General features: G+C 68.4%; 14 protein-coding genes. 8 read left to right on the top strand and 6 right to left on the bottom strand.

Going from position 1 to position 16,852, the window contains the following annotated elements:
* Window positions 1-273 precede the first annotated feature (273 nt).
* Window positions 274-900, top strand: a complete 627-nt coding sequence (locus HYG95_RS04145; RefSeq protein ID WP_181696670.1) for a TetR/AcrR family transcriptional regulator — start codon at window positions 274-276, stop codon at window positions 898-900.
* A gap of 169 nt (window positions 901-1,069) precedes the next feature.
* Window positions 1,070-1,717 carry a TetR/AcrR family transcriptional regulator gene (locus HYG95_RS04140; RefSeq protein ID WP_067485534.1) on the top strand — a complete coding sequence of 216 codons (648 nt, stop codon included), beginning with the start codon at window positions 1,070-1,072 and terminating at the stop codon, window positions 1,715-1,717.
* On the opposite strand, the gene HYG95_RS04135 is transcribed toward HYG95_RS04140, so the two are convergent.
* Window positions 1,714-2,337: a TIGR03085 family metal-binding protein gene (locus tag HYG95_RS04135; RefSeq protein ID WP_181696669.1), complete on the bottom strand. Its 624-nt coding sequence runs from the start codon at window positions 2,335-2,337 to the stop codon at window positions 1,714-1,716. The two genes, HYG95_RS04140 and HYG95_RS04135, sit on opposite strands and share 4 nt — an antisense overlap.
* Window positions 2,338-2,455: 118 nt before the next feature.
* On the opposite strand from HYG95_RS04135, the gene mfd reads away from it, so the two are divergent.
* The 4 genes from mfd to HYG95_RS04115 all read left to right on the top strand — a co-directional run bounded on the left by mfd (window position 2,456) and on the right by HYG95_RS04115 (window position 8,044).
* Window positions 2,456-6,064: a transcription-repair coupling factor gene (gene mfd / locus HYG95_RS04130; protein ID WP_181696668.1), complete on the top strand. Its 3,609-nt coding sequence runs from the start codon at window positions 2,456-2,458 to the stop codon at window positions 6,062-6,064.
* On the top strand, window positions 6,061-6,762 hold the full coding sequence (locus HYG95_RS04125) for a MazG family protein (RefSeq protein ID WP_181696667.1): 702 nt from the start codon (window positions 6,061-6,063) through the stop codon (window positions 6,760-6,762). The genes mfd and HYG95_RS04125 overlap by 4 nt, the downstream gene beginning before the upstream one ends.
* A 201-nt stretch (window positions 6,763-6,963) precedes the next feature.
* Window positions 6,964-7,443 (top strand): pyridoxamine 5'-phosphate oxidase family protein, encoded by a 480-nt coding sequence (locus HYG95_RS04120; protein WP_225278688.1) that lies wholly within the window; start codon window positions 6,964-6,966, stop codon window positions 7,441-7,443.
* A 25-nt stretch (window positions 7,444-7,468) separates the two neighbouring features.
* Window positions 7,469-8,044, top strand: coding sequence for a TerD family protein (locus tag HYG95_RS04115; protein WP_067485544.1), 576 nt, complete (start codon window positions 7,469-7,471; stop codon window positions 8,042-8,044).
* Window positions 8,045-8,090: 46 nt separating this feature from the next.
* On the opposite strand, the gene HYG95_RS04110 is transcribed toward HYG95_RS04115, so the two are convergent.
* The 5 genes from HYG95_RS04110 to HYG95_RS04090 form a co-directional block, all read right to left on the bottom strand.
* Window positions 8,091-9,482 carry an MATE family efflux transporter gene (locus tag HYG95_RS04110; RefSeq protein WP_181696666.1) on the bottom strand — a complete coding sequence of 464 codons (1,392 nt, stop codon included), beginning with the start codon at window positions 9,480-9,482 and terminating at the stop codon, window positions 8,091-8,093.
* A gap of 37 nt (window positions 9,483-9,519) precedes the next feature.
* Window positions 9,520-10,554 carry a PLP-dependent cysteine synthase family protein gene (locus HYG95_RS04105; protein ID WP_181696665.1) on the bottom strand — a complete coding sequence of 345 codons (1,035 nt, stop codon included), beginning with the start codon at window positions 10,552-10,554 and terminating at the stop codon, window positions 9,520-9,522.
* Between the two features lie 24 nt (window positions 10,555-10,578).
* Window positions 10,579-11,877, bottom strand: a complete 1,299-nt coding sequence (locus HYG95_RS04100) for an alanine racemase (RefSeq protein ID WP_181696664.1) — start codon at window positions 11,875-11,877, stop codon at window positions 10,579-10,581.
* Window positions 11,878-11,954: 77 nt separating this feature from the next.
* The gene (locus HYG95_RS04095; protein ID WP_181696663.1) at window positions 11,955-12,965 is read right to left on the bottom strand and encodes an ornithine cyclodeaminase family protein; all 1,011 of its coding nucleotides are present in this window, start codon (window positions 12,963-12,965) and stop codon (window positions 11,955-11,957) included.
* Complete coding sequence (locus tag HYG95_RS04090) at window positions 12,937-14,052, bottom strand: TauD/TfdA family dioxygenase (protein ID WP_181696662.1); 1,116 nt, start codon at window positions 14,050-14,052, stop codon at window positions 12,937-12,939. Before HYG95_RS04090 ends, HYG95_RS04095 begins: the two co-directional genes overlap by 29 nt.
* 302 nt (window positions 14,053-14,354) lie before the next feature.
* Between HYG95_RS04090 and HYG95_RS04085 the strand changes: the two genes are divergently transcribed.
* Together HYG95_RS04085 and HYG95_RS04080 are read left to right on the top strand one after the other, a co-directional pair.
* Complete coding sequence (locus tag HYG95_RS04085; RefSeq protein ID WP_181696661.1) at window positions 14,355-15,863, top strand: ABC transporter substrate-binding protein; 1,509 nt, start codon at window positions 14,355-14,357, stop codon at window positions 15,861-15,863.
* Window positions 15,860-16,798 carry an ABC transporter permease gene (locus tag HYG95_RS04080; protein ID WP_181696660.1) on the top strand — a complete coding sequence of 313 codons (939 nt, stop codon included), beginning with the start codon at window positions 15,860-15,862 and terminating at the stop codon, window positions 16,796-16,798. The genes HYG95_RS04085 and HYG95_RS04080 overlap by 4 nt, the downstream gene beginning before the upstream one ends.
* Window positions 16,799-16,852: the final 54 nt, after the last annotated feature.

Genomic DNA, 16,852 nt, shown 5'->3' with positions numbered 1-16,852 from the left:
CCGCCTCTCCGCGAATTTTGGCTTGCCCGCCACTCCGCGAATTTTGGCCGGACTCAGGTGCGGGGCGAGTCGGAAACGCGGCAAGCGTGCGGAAGTGGCCTGGTCAGCCGGTACCCGACGAGTTACCCATGTGCTCGCGAGATCAGTCGTCGGCAGGGTGGGGATGTGGTGGCGTTGTGCGGTCTGAGACAGTTGGGGGTGGTGGGTCCGGCAGGTGGTGGAGAGGCAGGGAAGTTGTCTTCTAGTGATCCGGGTCGGGTGGCCAGGCCGAGGATGACCGGTACGCAGCGGCGCCAGCAGTTGATCGAGATCGGTCGCGCGTTGTTCGCGGAGCGGGGCTACGACGCCACGTCGATCGAGGAGATCGCGCAGCGTGCGCAGGTGTCCAAGCCGGTGGTCTACGAGCATTTCGGGGGTAAGGAAGGGCTCTACGCGGTGGTGGTCGACCGCGAGATGTCGATGCTGCTCGACATGGTCACCTCCTCGCTCACCCAGAACCGGTCGCGGTTGCGGCTCGAACAGGTGGCGCTCGCGCTGCTCACCTACATCGAGGAACGCACCGACGGATTCCGCATCCTGGTGCGCGACCAGCCGGCGCCCAACGCCGACGGCCGGTACTCGAGCCTGCTCAACGAGGCCGTCAATCAGGTGGCGCACATTCTCGCGGGCGACTTCGCCCGCCGCGATCTCGACACCAGCCTCGCCCCGCTCTACGCCCAGGCGCTCGTCGGCATGGTGTCGACGGCGGCCACCTGGTGGCTCGACGAGCGCACCCCGCCGAAGGAAGTGGTCGCGGCGCATCTGGTGAACCTGTGCTGGAACGGTTTGAGCCACTTGGAAGCCGAACCGGGTCTCAGCTCCGAATGGAATACGAACATCGCGGGGCCCAAGCCGGGGTAACCGGTCGATAGCGCCCGTGCCGGAAGCGAATCCAGGATTCGGGTGCCCCCGAGGGGTCTGGTGGTACGGTTCACCCATCCTTTTGGGTGCTGCCGGGCGGTATGTCGATCAATTTCGGGATGTCGGTCTACTTCAGGATGGCTGGATTATTGGATGACAGGCGGATCTGATGGCTAGGCAAGCGCGCGCGGAGATCACCCGCGACTCCGTCCTTGCTGGCGCTGCCGATGTCTTTCTCCGTTTGGGCTACGCCAACGCGAGCCTCAGCGAAATCATCGCGCAGTCCAATGTGACCAAGGGCGCCTTGTACTTTCACTTCGGCTCCAAGGAGGAGCTGGCACGGGCGGTGGTCGATCAGGGCAACGAACGGCTCATCGGGTCGTGTCAGGGTTTCTTCGATTCCCGGGTGCCCGCGCTCGAGGCGTGCATCGGCATCACCTATGTGGTCGCCGATCTGTCGATGAACGATCCGATGGTCGGTGCGATGCTCAAACTCACCCACCAGATCGGTGACTATCGGGGCGCCCAGGGCGACAACATCGCCAAGACCTGGGGTGAGACGTACCGGGTGCTGTCGGAGCGGGCGATCTCCCAGGGCGACCTGCTCGCCGATCTCGACGCCGAGGTGGTCGGGCTGTTGCTGCAGGAACTCACCGCGGGCGTGCACATCGTCGCGGTGGGCACCGAGTCGATGGATCAGATGGCCACCCGGATGGAACGGGCCTGGTATTTCCTGCTGCCCTCGATCGTTCCGCCCGAGAAGCTGTCGTATTTCCGGGAGTTCGCGGCGCGCCGGTTGCGCCGCTACGTGGTCTAGACGCTGCGGTCGGTGGCGAGCACGGCCCGCACGTCGGCGTCGGGTCCGCTCGCCTCGATCCGCACCTCGTCGCGACCGAAGGCGTGCAGCAGCAGTTCCGACGGCGGGCCGGTGAGCACCACCGCGTCGCCGGTGCCCGCGTGCGCGGTGATCCGCTCGCCGCCCGGCGTGGCCAGTACCAGCGGCACGGGCGACCTGCGGTAGTTCGCCCGGGCGATCGCCCGCAGCGCCCGCCACAGCCGCTGCTCGTCGGCATCGGCCAATTGCCTTGGTTCCCAACCTGGTTCGCCGCGGCGGATGTCTTCGTGGTGGATGAACATCTCGGTCAGGTTCACCATCGCGTCGACCGGGCGCAGCGGTGACCACAGCGGTGGACCGGTGCGGATCTGCTCGGCGAGCTCCGGGAACGGGCGCTGCCGGATCTTGGCCTGTTGTCTGTCGAGGTAGCCCGCCATCGGCTTCAGGAGGATGCCGAGCGCGGCATCGGGCCTGCGTTCGCGCACAACCAGGTGGGCGGCGAGGTCGTAGACGGTCCAGGTGCCGCACAGCGTCGGCGCTTCGGCACCCGCCGCGAGTGCCGACCGAACAAGGGCGTGGCGTTCACGTTGAGCCAGACTCACGCTTGCGACCCTACGCCGCGTGGGCGGAGTCTCGCCCAGCTCGGGGAGATGTCGGACCCGGTGACTAGACTTTGCTACGTCCTCCTCGACCATCCCGTCTGCGCATTCAGGAGCGTTCATGTCCTCCCTTCGTCCCCCGCTCGCCGGTCTGGCCGAGGCGGCTGGGGGTGATGCCGCGCTGCGGACGGTGGCCGATCTGGTCGGCAAGTCCGGGGTGGAACTGGTGGCCCCCTCGGCGGTGCGCGCGTTCGTCGCGAGCACCGTGGCCGCCCAGCGTCCGCTGGTCGTCGTCACGGCGACCGGCCGCGAGGCCGACGACCTGACCGTCGAGCTGGCCGAGATGCTCGGCGACTCGGTGGCGATGTTCCCGTCCTGGGAGACGCTGCCGCACGAACGCCTCTCACCCGGACCCGACACGGTCGGGCGCAGGCTGGAGGTGCTGCGCAGGCTCGCCCACCCCGACGACCCGGTGTACCCGGAACCGCTGCGTGTGGTGGTCACCACGGTGCGGTCGCTGATGCAGCCGATGACGGCGGGCCTCGGCGATATCGAGCCCATCGTGTTGCGCGTCGGCGAGGACCACGACTTCGACGCCCTGCTCGCGCGCCTGGTCGAATTCGCCTACACCCGAGTCGACATGGTCGGCAAGCGTGGCGAGTTCGCGGTGCGCGGCGGCATTCTCGACCTGTTCCCGCCCACCGCCGATCATCCTGTGCGCGTGGAGTTCTGGGGCGACGAGGTCACCGAGCTCCGCCCGTTCGCCGTCGCCGATCAGCGCTCCATCGACGATCTGAGCGTCGAGGTGGTCGTGGCCCAGCCGTGCCGCGAACTGCTGCTCACCGAGCCGGTGCGCGAACGCGCCGCCGCGGTCGCGGTCGACAATGCCGCCGACGCCGCGCTCGTCGAAATGCTCGACAAGATCGCCGAGGGCATCCCGGTCGACGGCATGGAGGCGCTGCTTCCCGTCCTGGCGCCCGGCAAGCTGAGCCTGCTCACCGAGGCTCTGCCCGAGGGCACCCACCTGCTGCTGTGCGACCCGGAGAAGATCCGTACCCGCGCGGCCGATCTGGTGCGCACCGGCGAGGAATTCCTCGAGGCCTCCTGGACGGCGGCTTCCTTCGGCAGCGACGCCCCGCTCGGCGCGCACGGTCTCGACCTGGCCGCCTCCGGTTACCGTTCGCTGCCCGAATTGCACGGCAGCGCAGACGAACTCGGGCTGCCCTGGTGGACGTTGAGCCCGCTCAGTTCCGGCGATCCTGTCGAGGTGAACCTGCCGGTGCTGGCGGGCCCGACCGCGCGTGGGTCGGAGGATCTGGTCGCGACCATCTTCGCCTCGCTGCGCGCGCACGTGGCGACCGGTGGGCGTGCCGTCGTGGTGGTCACCGGGCACGGCACCGCCCAGCGTGTGCTGGAACGGCTCGGTGAGGCCGAGGTGCCCGCCGCACTCCTTCCGGCGGGGGCGGTTCCGGAGCCGGGCGTGGTCGGTGTGCTGTGCGGTTCGCTGCACGACGGGCTGATCTTCGACGACGCGGGCCTGGTCGTGGTCGCCGAATCCGATCTCACCGGCAACCGCGTCACCGCGCCCAGCGAGGGCAAGCGGCTGCCCGCCAAGCGCCGCAACCAGGTCGACCCGCTGGCCCTGTCGGCCGGTGACATGGTGGTCCACGACCAGCACGGCATCGGCCGCTTCGTCGAGATGATCGAACGCACCGTCGGCGGTGCGCGCCGCGAATACCTGGTGATCGAGTACGCGCCGAGCAAGCGCGGCCAGCCCGGCGACCGGTTGTTCGTGCCGATGGAATCCCTCGATCAGCTCTCCCGCTACGTCGGCGGCGAGCTGCCGAGCCTGTCCAAGCTGGGCGGTTCGGACTGGGCGAACACCAAACGCAAGGCGCGCAAGGCCGTTCGCGAGATCGCCGGTGAACTGGTGCAGCTCTACGCCGCCCGGCAGGCCGCGCCGGGACACGCCTTCGGTCCGGACACCCCGTGGCAGCAGGAGATGGAAGACGCGTTCGCGTTCACCGAGACCGTCGACCAGATGACCGCCATCACCGATGTGAAGGCCGATATGGAGAAGCCCGTCCCGATGGACCGCGTGGTCTGCGGCGACGTCGGCTATGGCAAGACCGAGATCGCGGTGCGCGCGGCGTTCAAGGCGGTGCAGGACGGCAAGCAGGTGGTGGTGCTCGTCCCCACCACGCTGCTGGCCCAGCAGCACCTGCAGACCTTCACCGAGCGGGTGGCGGGCTTCCCGGTGACGGTGAGGGGCCTCTCGCGCTTCACCGACGCGTCCGACTCCAAGGAGATCCTGGCCGGAATGGCCGACGGATCCGTCGACATCGTGGTCGGCACCCACCGGCTGCTGCAGACCGGGGTTCGCTGGAAGGACCTCGGCCTGGTGATCGTCGACGAGGAGCAGCGCTTCGGTGTGGAACACAAGGAGCACATCAAGGCGCTGCGTACCCATGTCGACGTGCTCACCATGTCGGCCACCCCGATTCCGCGCACCCTGGAGATGAGCCTGGCCGGGATCCGCGAGATGTCGACCATCCTCACCCCGCCCGAGGAACGTCATCCGGTGCTCACCTACGTGGGCGCCTACAACGACAAGCAGGTCACCGCCGCCGTCCGCCGCGAGCTGATGCGCGACGGTCAGGTGTTCTACGTGCACAACCGGGTGTCCTCGATCGACAAGGCCGCCAAGAAGATTCGCGATCTGGTGCCCGAGGCGCGGGTGGTCGTGGCGCACGGGCAGATGAACGAGGACCAGCTCGAGCGCACCGTGCAGGGTTTCTGGGAGCGCGAATACGACGTGCTGGTGTGCACGACGATCATCGAGACCGGTCTCGACATCTCCAATGCCAACACCCTGATCGTGGAACGCGCCGACTCCCTCGGCCTTTCGCAGCTGCACCAGTTGCGCGGCCGGGTCGGTCGTTCGCGCGAGCGCGGGTACGCCTACTTCCTTTACCCGCCGGAGAAGCCGCTCACCGAGACCGCCTACGACCGGTTGGCGACCATCGCCCAGAACTCCGATCTCGGCGCCGGTATGGCGGTGGCGATGAAGGACCTCGAGATCCGTGGCGCGGGCAACGTGCTCGGCGCCGAACAGTCCGGTCACGTGGCGGGCGTCGGTTTCGATCTGTACGTGCGGCTGGTCGGTGAGGCGGTGGAGGCCTACCGGGCGGCGGCCGACGGCAAACCGATCGTCACCGAGGAGATCAAGGAGGTGCGGATCGACCTGCCGGTCGACGCGCACATCCCGCCCGACTACATCGCCAGCGACCGGCTGCGGCTCGAGGCATACCGCAAACTCGCCTCCGCGCAGGACGATTCGGCGCTGGCAGCCGTCGTCGAGGAGCTCGTCGACCGGTACGGGCCGGTGCCGGTGGAGGTCGGCAGGTTGGTGTCGGTGGCGAAGCTGCGGCTGCTGGCACGCGAGTACGAGGTGTCCGAGATCGTGGTCACCGGCTCGACATTGAAGATCGCCCCGCTGAACCTGCCCGACTCGAAACAGATGCGGCTCAAGCGGATCTACCCCAGCGCCACCTACCGGGCGGCCAGCGGAATGGTGCAGTTGCCGCTGCCGCGGGTCACCGACAGTGTCGGCGCCGACCGGGTCCGCGATGTCGCGGTGCTGCAATTCGTCGCCGACCTGCTGCTGGTGCTCGACGGCAAACCGCAAGGGATGGTGGATCTTTCGGTGCCCGCCGAGGCGAGCGTATGAGCGAGGCTCAGGAGGCGGCCGATACCGCCGTCGTCGCGGCGGGCTTGGCCGACGCCGTGCGGGTGATGGACCGGCTGTGGCACTTCGGCGGCTGGGAAACCACCCAGACCCACGATTCGCTGCGCCCCTACCTGCTCGAGGAAACCTACGAACTGCTCGACGCCATCGGCTCCGGCGACTACGAGACCATCAAGGAGGAACTCGGCGACCTGCTGCTGCAGGTGCTGTTCCACTCCCGGATCGCCGAAGCCGCAGGCGAATTCACCGTCGACGACGTGGCGGCGGCACTGGTCGGTAAGCTCGTCCACCGCAGTCCGCATCTGATCGAGGCCGACCTGCCGCCCGGCATCTCGGTGGCCGAGAAGATCGCCGCGCAGGAAAAGGCCTGGGAGGAGCGCAAATCCGCCGAGAAGGCCCGCCGCTCCTGCCTCGACGGCATCGCCATGGCCCAGCCCGCGCTCGCGCTCGCCGAAAAGGTTCGGTCCCGCAGCGCCCGCGCCGGCCTGCCCGACGACCTGGTCCCCGGTGCCCTGCGCACGGTGGAGTTGGGTGGCCCGGACTCCGCCGAGGAACGCCTGCGCAAGGCCACTCTCGATTTCGCCTCGGCCATCCGTGCGGCCGAGGACGCGGCGGAATCGGCGCGCGGGGAGCGGTTACCGCTGACGGCCGAGGACTGGCGCGCCCACTGGCCGCGCTGACCACGCGCGACACCGCGAGATCGGTTCCGGTCGAACCCGAGTGCGGTACGCAGCTACCCGACGGCTAACGATCTTGGTCGGGTGAATGCCCGGCGATCGCTGCCGAGACGTTAGCGGCAAGTGGCACAGCGCTTTAGACTCGGTGGCGAGCTCGCTGTTCGCGGCGGGCTGGGGTGTCCGACGATCGTCGAGGTGAGGTAGATGGCAACAGAAGTCGATCCGGTAGAACACGGCGAGTTGACAGATCATCCCGAACTCGACGTGTTGCCGGTGTGGCCACAGGAAACCATCGCGGTACTGGTCACCACCGATCCCGCCCCGCACGCCATTCCGGTTTCCTGGCCGGTGCGCGCGGGCGACCGGCGCATCCTCATCAGCCTGCGCACCAATCGTGGGTCGCTCGCCCGGTTGCGGGAGCGGCCCGAGGTGGCGTTGCTGATCCTTGGTGGCGGCAATGTGGCGTTGTCGGCCCGTGGCCGGGCGACGGTGATCGCCGAGCAGATGCCCGAGGCCGAGGACTACGCCGCCGTGCGGATCGACGTCGATGTGATCGACGACCACCGTCAGTCGGCCTTCGCGGTGGACCGGGGCATCCAGCGAACGGTTCTCGACGACACCGAGCTGCGCGCCCTGGAGGGCCGGGTCGAGACCTTGCGCACCTGGGCCGAGCAGCAGCACTGAACACGATCAGGACAGAAGGGTTTTCATGAGCGTCTCACTCGCCAAGGGCGGCAATGTCTCGCTGTCGAAGCAGACCGACAACCTCACCAAGGTCGCGGTCGGTCTCGGCTGGGACGTGCGGACCACCACCGGCGCCGACCACGACCTCGATGCCAGTGCGTTGGCGACCGGGGCCAACCTGAAGGTGCTGTCGGACCAGCATTTCGTGTTCTACAACAACCTGCGTTCGCCCGAGGGGACCATCGAGCACACCGGTGACAACCTGACCGGTGAGGGCGACGGTGACGACGAGGTGATCAATGTCGACCTGGCCGCCACGCCGCCGTCGATCACGAACATCTTCTTTCCCGTGTCGATCCACGACGCCCAGGCGCGGGGGCAGTCCTTCGGACAGATCCGCAATGCCTACATCCGGGTGACCGACGCGAACACCGGTGTCGAGCTGGCCCGCTACGACCTGTCCGAGGACGCGTCGACCGAGACCGCGATGGTCTTCGGCGAGCTGTACCGGCACAACAACGAGTGGAAGTTCCGCGCCATCGGCCAGGGATACGCGTCCGGTCTCGCGGGGATCGCCCGCGATTACGGCGTGAATATCTGACGGTTTCGCACGACGAACGGGCGGCGGTCCTGGCGACCGCCGCCCGTCATCCTGCCTGGGTCGCGGGAATGCGCGGGAGCGGAGTCGTACTCGCCTGGTCGAGCAGGCTGAAGTACTTGCGGAGCATGAGCGCTGCCGTCGTGGCCAGGCCTGCCGTGAGGCCCCACCAGACGCCCGCCGCCCCGAGATGTAGTGGGAACGCGAACAGCAGGGCGGCCGGGATGCCGACACCCCAGTAACCGACGAGCGAGAGCCGGAAGCCCGCGGAGGTTTCCTTGAGCCCGCGCAGCAGGCCCGTCCCGATGTTCTGGGCGGCGTCGAAGAACTGCAGCACGATGCCGATGAGCAACAGCGTGTGGGCGATCTCGACGGTCGCGGTGTCGGAGGTGTCGAGGAAAGGCGCGAGCACCACGTCGGGGGCAAGGACGTAGACCGCCCCCGTGACGATGGCGAGCACGCCCGCATGGCGCAGGGCGAGCCAGGCCAGCGACTTGGCGTGGCTGTACTCGTCGCGGCCCACGGCATGGCTGACCAGGATCGACGCACCGTGCGACAGGCCGATCGCGACCTGGAAGACGATGTAGATGATCTGGTACACGACATTGTGCGCGGCCAGGGCGGCCGGGCCGAAACTCCCCATCACCAGCGCGAGCACCGAGAACATGCCCGCCTCGGAACCGTAGGTCAGGGCGATGGGTGTGCCGAGGCGAAGTTCCTCGCGCACGGTCGCCCAGCGCACTGGCCACGGGGTCCGCGGCAGGGTGGCGCCGAGCTGTTCGTCGCGGCGCACCATCGCCCAGAACACCCCGAAGGTGATCAGGAAGACCAGCGAGGTGGCGATGCCGACGCCGGTCAGACCGGAGGCGGGGATGCCCGCCCAGCCGTGGATGAAGGCGAGCGCGAGCACCAGGTTCAGCACGACCGAACCGAGCGTCACCATCAGCAAGGCCTGGGGACGCTGCATGCCCACGGTGTACTGGCGCAACACCTGGAACCACAGGCACGGCAGCAGGCCGGGTGCCAGCGCGATCATCATCGGCCGGGCCAGGTCGAGAACGGCGGTGTCCTGCCCGAGCCACGACAGGGCCCAGCCGAGACCGATCAGCACCGCACCACCGAGCAGGCCGGCGATGGTGGCGATGACGAACGCCGCCCGGACCACCGCGCGCACCTCGTCGTCGGCCGACTCGCCGCGTTTGCCCGCCGCGCCGAGAGCACCGGCGATCTGATTTCCGGTGCCGGTGATCAGGCCGACGCACATGGTGCGGATCTGGTTGAACAACACCAGCGCCAGGCCGCCCGCCGCGACCTGCGCGACACCGAGCGTGCCCATCAGCACGAGATTGGTGGTGGACACCGCGATCTGGGCCAGCTGGGTCAACGCGATCGGCGTCGCCAGCTTGGCCAGTGCGCTGGTGTCGGTGTTCTTGCCGGTCACCAGCGCTCCCCGGTCTCCGTTTCGCGCGCGATCGCGCTCACCTGACCTCCATCAGTTCGTCGTGGCGCCGCAGCGGTGAGAACCGGCGCAGCAGTGTGGTGACCTCGCATTCGGCGGCCGGGTCGAGCAGCTCGCGCGCGCTCATCCAGTCGTCGTCGAACACGGTGTCCAAGTACTTCTCGCCACCGTCGCACACGATGGTGACCACGGTGGAACCGGCCGGGAATTCCTCGAGCCGGGCCAGAGCATTGTGCACCGAACCGCCCGCGGAACCACCGATCAGCAGACCGTGTGTCCTGGCGACGGCGCGGGCGGTGGCGAACGCGTCGACATCGCTCACCTTCACACCCTCGTCGAGCAGGCTGTAGTCGACCGCGGTGCCGATGGTCGCGCCCGGCGGGGTGCCGGTGCCCGACTGCCAGTACGGGCCGCCCTCGCCGCCGAAGGCGATGGACCCGACCGGCTCCACCCCGATCACCTTCGGTACGCAGCCGAGTTCACGCAGGCGGGTGGCGGTGCCGAACAGCGACCCGCCGGTACCGACCGCCGACAGCAGGATGTCGACCCGCTCCACCTCGGCCAGCAATTCCTCGGCGACCGCGTAGTAGCCGACGGCGTTGGCGTCGTTGTTGTGCTGCTCGGTGAAGAAGGCGTCGTCGCGGGCGGCGGCCATCGCCTCGGCGAGGTCCTCCCGTGCCGAGGTGGCCAGTTCGTCGTCACCGTCGTCGGCGACGAACACCAGGTCGGTGCCCATGGCCTTCATCGCGCGCAGTTTGTCCTTACAGGCGTGGTTGTCGACCACGGCGGTGAACCGATAGCCACGTTCGGCCGCGACCACCGCCAAGCCGAGCCCGGTATTGCCGGACGTAGATTCGATGATATGCCCGCCATCGCGCAGCAAACCGCGCCGCTCGGCATCGTCGACCATCGAGCGGGCCATCCGGATCTTGGCTGCGCCGGTGGGGTTGAACTGTTCGAGCTTGAGCAGCAGGCGGGTGCCGCTGTCGGTGACGGCCAGCTCGAACAGCGGAGTGCGGCCGATCAGATCCGTCACGCGCGTGACGAGAGCCATGGGGTTTCCTCCATCGGAAGGGGGTCAGCGGGAAGTGTCGTCGAGGGTCCAGCGCAGCCGGTCGGCGCGCTCACGCAGCACGACCTTGGGCGGCAGGGGGAGTTCGTGGAACGGTGACTCGTTGGAATCCATCTGATACCCGGCGGTGTTCGGGTAGATCAGCAGGTCGCCGACGCGAGCTCGGCGGGGCAGCGGGATGCGCCGTCTGCTGAGCAGATCGGATTCCAGGCAGGTTGTCGCGCCCACGCAGGTGGGGGTCGTGGTGCCGGGTCGCTGCGGCCACAGCACCGGGTCGGGCAGGTATTCGCTGGCGAACCACTGTTCGGACAGGCTCAGGCTGGTGCCGTCGACGGTGAGGATGGCGTACGGGTGACCCTGTGTCGTACGGGTTTTCACGCCCTGCACGCGGAAGACGGAACTGCCCGCGCGATCGAGCAGAGCGCGTCCCGGCTCGACAGCCACGCGTATGGCGTTGTCACGCAAGCTTTTCGCGAGGCCGTTGTGTGCAAGGACGGCGCCGAGCATGTCTGCACCCGGTGACGGGAAATGATAGGGGTAGTAGTCCTCCGTCGGCGCGCTGCCGTGAAACCAGTTGTCGGTGAGTGATTCCCGGAAGCGCGACCATGAATCGGCATCGAGGTAGTCCACGCCGAAGCCGCCGCCGATCGAGATGATGTCGGCGGGATGGCCCTCGGATCGTGCCCTCAGGCAGTGGTCGACCAGGGCCGTGGCCTGTTCGGCGCGGGCGGTGGCGTCGTAACCCGACAGATGGAAGCTGAAGCCGGACAAGCTGATCGGCCCGCCCGGGGTAATTGCTCCGATCGTCTGCGTGAGTTCCTGAGGATCCAGACCGAACCGGCTCGTCGATCCCTCCGGCAGCACACGAAGCACGATCCGGGCAGACAGGCCGAGCGCGGCGAGCCGGTCGAGTTCATCGACGGCATCGATGGCGATGAGCGCGCCATGACGCGTGGCCAGCCACAGTAGATCGTCGGACTTCGCGGGTCCGGTGACCATCAGATCCTCGCCGCGCACGCCCTGTGCCAGTGCCGCGACCAACTCGCCGGTGCTGGCCACATCCACGCCGGCACCGGCCTCCGCGCACGCACGGACCACACATGCCGCCTTGTTGGCCTTCTTCCCGAAATAGACGAACCCGTCGACACCGGCGTCGGTGAACGTCGCGTGAAAAGCCTTGACGTTCACCGTGACCCGCTCCGGAAACAGCACGTGGAACGGTCCGCCGACAGCTTCGGCGATGTCACCGAGCAGCAGCGCATCGTCGAGCAGCCTCTGCTCCACCGCGTCCGTGTAGGCAGTCATCGGCGGTGCACAGTGGGGTAGGAGATCGGCTGTGCTGGAATGGGATTCGTCGGCTACCTGGGCGGAGTCGACGCCGGCTAGTCCCACAGCGGCACCTCCGTACCCCGCCCCTCGGCGATCGCGCGCGCCGCCAGCGCATGGGCGACCGCGATATCGGTGAGCACCAGCCCGCTGTTGTAGACGAAGATCTTCTCGTCGTCGGAGCGACGAGCCGTGGCCGCGCGGGTGAGGATCTGGGGGAGTTCGGCGTCGACCGAGCGCAGCGTGCCGTCGGGGCCTGCCATGTCGGTGCCGGTCAGTGCCATCTGTGCGGCGCTGGTCGCCACCACCCGATCGGCGTCGACCAACGTCGACGGTGCCAACCCGTAGCCCACGAGCACCGCGACGGAACCCGGTGCCAGATGGGCGGATTCGAGCGCGACCTCCGTGCCGGGACCGGCCGTCGCCAGCACCACATCGGCGGTGGGTGCCGCTGCGTACGGATCGTCCACCTGTTCCAGCACCGCGTGCGGCACCTCGGCGGCCAGCTGCGCGTGCACCGCCGCCAACCCCTCCGCGTGCGTGCCGTACACCATCAGCTTGCGTAGCTGCGGATTCGCCGCGAGCAGGTGTGGCAGCGCGTTGCGCCCCTGCGTTCCGGTACCGATGAGCAACGCGCTCTCGGCACCACGGCGGACCGTCTCGCGCACCAGCAGTGCCGACACCGCCGGAGTGCGCAACGCGCCCACCCGGGCACAGTCCATCATCGCGATGGGGGCGCCGGTGGTGTCGTCGTAGAGGGTGATGGTGGTGTAGTACCGCTTGGTGCTGCGGTCGTGACCCGGGTCGAACTTGTAGGAGGTCTTCATCGCCACCACGCGGCGGCGACCGTCGCGGCCGAGCATCGCGTACGACACCGACGAGCCACCCGGATCGGCGACGCTCAACTTGCGCGGGTTGTCGGATTCGCCCGCGGCGAAGGCGAGATAGGCCTCCTCGACGGCCCGTACCACCTCGGCGGGCGTGATCGGCACATCGGCCAGATCGCTGCGCGAGAGCACTCGGAGCCCGACGCTGCGGTCACGGTTGTTCAACGGATCCTCGTTCATCTGCACTGTCCTGCCCTGCCGTCCGATCGGTGCGCGCCCGATACGGCGCGATCACCTCTTGCCCGTACCCATTCTCGGACGCTTCCTCGCTCCGCCGACGACGTTCCGGCAGGCGGATATTGACGCGCTTGAGCCACCGATCGGTGCCGTCGTAGCGGGCGCGGAACGGCACCCGGCCGTGCACGGCCACATCGTTGTCGACGAGCAGGAGCTCGCCGGGCGCCAGCGCCGGAGCGTGACAGACGCGCGCGAGCTCGGCGGTGAGCCGGGCGTAGGCCGCGCGGAACGCCGGGTCGGCGTCGTCGAGCGGGGTATAGGCGGGGTCGTATCTGATGGTGTCGCAACCGTTTTCGTCCACCCAGACGGTAGGCAGCGGTGGCGCGAACGATCCGAAGTCGGTGCCGTAGGAGACATCGGGCAGGATCGGCACCGTAGGGGTGGCCAGGATGCGGCGGTCCTCGTCGCTGAGTTCCACCTCGCGGATCGAGGACACGGTGGTAGCCACCCGATCCGGATTGCGCACGCACGCCAGCATCAGCAGATTGGCGCGTTCGGCGTGGAAGGCGTCCTCGGAGTGCGGGCTCAGCAGCGTCGCGCTGCTCGCGCCGGACTGTTCGTGCTCGTGTCCGACGGCGGGCACGATGTTGTTGACCAGCCGCCCGTTCTGCTGACCGAGCCAGCCGAACAGGTCACCCGCGCACCGGGCGAGCAGCAGCAGGATGATGTCGAGTTCGAGCGAGCCGTGATGGGTCGGGTCGCCCGCCGACACGGCCGCGCTCTGCCAATCCGCAGGCGTCAGGCCGAATTCGGCGTCGCTCACCGGCAGGCCGCGCACCACGGTGGCACCCGCCGCGGTGGCGGGTGGGCGAACGGCGTGTCGCACGGATGCCGGGAGTTCGCCGGCGCGGCGATCGATCTCGGCCAGCAGGGCGGCGTCGTGCAGGGTCTCAGTGTGCGGTGGGTCACTCAGTTGATGTCGGATGTCGGCGGCGAGGCGGCGAACGGCCTTGGCGGCGTCCGGCTCGAACTCGCGGTACTCGATGTCGTGCAGGTGAATCGTTTTACGTTCGGAGAGAACGCTTTTCACCGGCCTTCCCTTCTTCGCATCGGTCGAACGCGGGTGGTGGAGACTCGATGAGCGAAGGTAGTGCCTGGCAATGGATTAGGCAAGACTTACCTAACATGCTCTCATGGCAAATAGCTTATGGGTATGAGCCTGATTTCTACCCGAAGTCGCTGGCAGTCGCTGAATCGGGGGCCGTGGGCGGCGTGGCGGAACGGTCTCGGTCGAAAGGAAGACCACCACCGGGCTACTGTTTTAGGCTAGCCTCGCCTAGTTTGCGGCGCCCGGTGAAGGGGTCCGGCGCCCGCCGCTCGAGGAGGAACACCATGGGTTTCACACGCAGGCAGTTGCTGCAATCCGGCATCGGTCTCACCGCAGTGCTGCTGGCCGCGGCGTGCACCAGCGGCGAGGAGTCGAACGGAACCGTCAAGCCGGGCGGCACACTGCGCGTCGGCGCGCTCGGTACCGCCGCGCGTAGTGAACGTGATCCGCACGCCAATCTCAGCAACGAGAGCGACTTCCTGATCGCCTCCCTCGTCTACGACGCGCTGACCGTCCCCGGCGACAACCCGAATGTCGTGCCGCGCCTGGCCGCACGGTGGGAGGCCGACGCCGAGAACCGCCGCTGGACCTTCACCATCGCCGAGGGCGCCAAGTTCCACAACGGCGCGCCGGTCACCGCCGATGACGTGGTGTGGTCGATGCGGCGGCTGCGGTCGGTGGGCGGGGCGTCGAAGATGCCGGTCGCCGAGAACGACATCGTCGCCGACGGACCGAACCGCGTGGTGTTCACCGTGCCCGCACCCAATACCCAACTGCCGCTGCTGCTTCGGCTGATGACCTTCACCGTCCCGCAGGGCACCACCGACTTCGCCGCCGCCGTCGGCTCCGGTCCGTTCCGGCTCGAGTCCTACCAGAACGGCAACGCCCGCCTGGTGCGCAACGAGAACTGGCACGGCACCCCGCCGTCGCTGGACGCCATCGAGGTGACCATGTTCGACAGCGTCACCGCGCTCGGCAACGCGGTGCTCGGTGGGCAGATCGACCTGGCCTCCAATGTCGGTGCCATCGCGGGCCGCACCGCCGCGGGTCGTGGTGATCTGCAGGTGATCCGTCGCCCGGACGACACCATGCTCGGTGTCGCGATGCGCGCCGCCGACGGGCCGTTCGCCGACGCACGGGTGCGCACCGCGTTGCGGCTGGGCGTGGACCGGGAAGCGCTGGTCAACCAGGTGCACTCCGGGTTCGGCACGGTCGCCGCCGATGTGCTCGGCACCGCCGACCCGCTCTACGACACCTCGCTGCGCCGCAGCCGCGATATCGAGCGGGCGAAAACCCTGCTGCGCGAAGCGAATTTCGACACCGGGCGCAGCTACCCGTTCGTCACCAAGGCCGAGGTGCCCGGTGAGGTCGAGTCGGCGAAGGTGATCGCCACCCAGCTCGCCGAGATCGGTGTCCGCCTCGACGTGCAGGTGGCCGAGTCGGGCGCGTTCTACGACCAGACCTGGTTGAACGCCCCGCTCTACACCGTGTCCTGGGGTACCAACGATTCGGTGCTGTTCCTGGCCGACAAGCTGATGACCTCGGGCTCCAACCGCAACGAAACCGCCTTCCGCGACCCCGAATTCGATGCGGCCAACGCCAAGGCGCTCGCCACGACGGGCGACGAATACGGCCGTGCCGTGCGTGAGTTGCAGCGCATCGAGTTCGAGCGCGGCGGCTACCTGGTGTGGGGCATGGCCGACGGTGTCGACATCGCCGCCGCGTCCGTGCGCGGGCTGCCGACCCTCGGCGGTTTCGCCCGCGTCCAGCTGGAACGTGCCTGGTTGGCGTGAGTGCCGTGAAAGCGTTCGCCCTGCCCGCGCTGCGCCGGGTCGTGCTGCTGGTGACGCTGCTGGCCATCGTGTTCGTCGCGGTGGACCTGCTGCCGGGCAGCGCGGCCCGCTCGGTGCTGGGCAGGGAGGCCGGTGCGGCCGAGCTCGCGGCCAAGGAACACGAGCTCGGTCTGGATCGCGCACTGCTGGTGCAGTTCTGGCACTGGATCACCGGTGTGCTGACCGGTGACTTCGGCCGGACCGCACGCGGTAACTCGATCGGGGACATGCTCGCCGACAAGTTTCCGCAGACGCTGCTGCTCGGCGGGATCGCCCTGCTGCTCACGGTGGTGTGCTCGCTGGCTCTCGGCTGCTGGTGGGCGATGCGGCCGAAGGCCTTCGGCTCGCGAATCCTGCAGCCGACCACGACCATTGCCGTCGCCGTTCCCGAATTCGTCTGCGGCACCGTGCTGATCCTGGTGTTTTCGCTGGCCACCGGCTGGCTGCCCGCCGTGACGATCACCGATCGCTCCGGATTCCCGGCGGGACCCGAGATGCTGGTGCTTCCGGTGCTGGCGCTGGCGATTCCCCAGATCGGCTGGAACACGCGGGTGGTGCGGTCTGCGCTCCTCGATGTCGCCGCCGCTCCGCATGTGGAAAGTGCTGTGCTGGACGGTCTTCCGCGCCGCGTCATCCTGCTCCGGCACATGCTGCCCTTTGCCGCCCCCACGATCGTCGCCGGGTATGCGACCTCCGTCGGCATGCTCTTCGGTGGCGCCTTGGTCGTCGAAACCCTCTTCAACTACCCCGGTGTCGGCGCCGTCCTCGCGGGCTCGGTGGCCGACCGCGACACCGCGACCGTCGCCGCCGTGGTCGCCCTCACCGCCATCGTCATCATGCTGCTGCTCGCCACCGCCGACCTCGTCCGAACCTGGTCCATCCGGGGGGCCCGATGATCGGCGCTCGAGATCACCACGCGCTGGTGGCGGGAGCTACTCGGCCGATGCCGC

This window comes from Nocardia sp. GTS18, assembly GCF_013839555.1.
Lineage (GTDB): Bacteria > Actinomycetota > Actinomycetes > Mycobacteriales > Mycobacteriaceae > Nocardia > Nocardia rosealba.
Note: the sequence above shows the minus strand (reverse complement) of the source record. Positions and strands in the feature narration are given on the sequence as shown.

What these genes read in the sequence shown, in the direction of transcription:
- HYG95_RS04095 (WP_181696663.1), bottom strand. Translation starts at nt 12,965, where the DNA reads ATGAACGAGGATCCGTTGAACAACCGTGACCGCAGCGTCGGGCTCCGA.
- HYG95_RS04125 (WP_181696667.1), top strand. Translation starts at nt 6,061, where the DNA reads ATGAGCGAGGCTCAGGAGGCGGCCGATACCGCCGTCGTCGCGGCGGGC.
- HYG95_RS04105 (WP_181696665.1), bottom strand. Translation starts at nt 10,554, where the DNA reads ATGGCTCTCGTCACGCGCGTGACGGATCTGATCGGCCGCACTCCGCTG.
- HYG95_RS04120 (WP_225278688.1), top strand. Translation starts at nt 6,964, where the DNA reads ATGGCAACAGAAGTCGATCCGGTAGAACACGGCGAGTTGACAGATCAT.
- HYG95_RS04085 (WP_181696661.1), top strand. Translation starts at nt 14,355, where the DNA reads ATGGGTTTCACACGCAGGCAGTTGCTGCAATCCGGCATCGGTCTCACC.
- HYG95_RS04145 (WP_181696670.1), top strand. Translation starts at nt 274, where the DNA reads ATGACCGGTACGCAGCGGCGCCAGCAGTTGATCGAGATCGGTCGCGCG.
- mfd (WP_181696668.1), top strand. Translation starts at nt 2,456, where the DNA reads ATGTCCTCCCTTCGTCCCCCGCTCGCCGGTCTGGCCGAGGCGGCTGGG.
- HYG95_RS04100 (WP_181696664.1), bottom strand. Translation starts at nt 11,877, where the DNA reads ATGACTGCCTACACGGACGCGGTGGAGCAGAGGCTGCTCGACGATGCG.
- HYG95_RS04115 (WP_067485544.1), top strand. Translation starts at nt 7,469, where the DNA reads ATGAGCGTCTCACTCGCCAAGGGCGGCAATGTCTCGCTGTCGAAGCAG.
- HYG95_RS04140 (WP_067485534.1), top strand. Translation starts at nt 1,070, where the DNA reads ATGGCTAGGCAAGCGCGCGCGGAGATCACCCGCGACTCCGTCCTTGCT.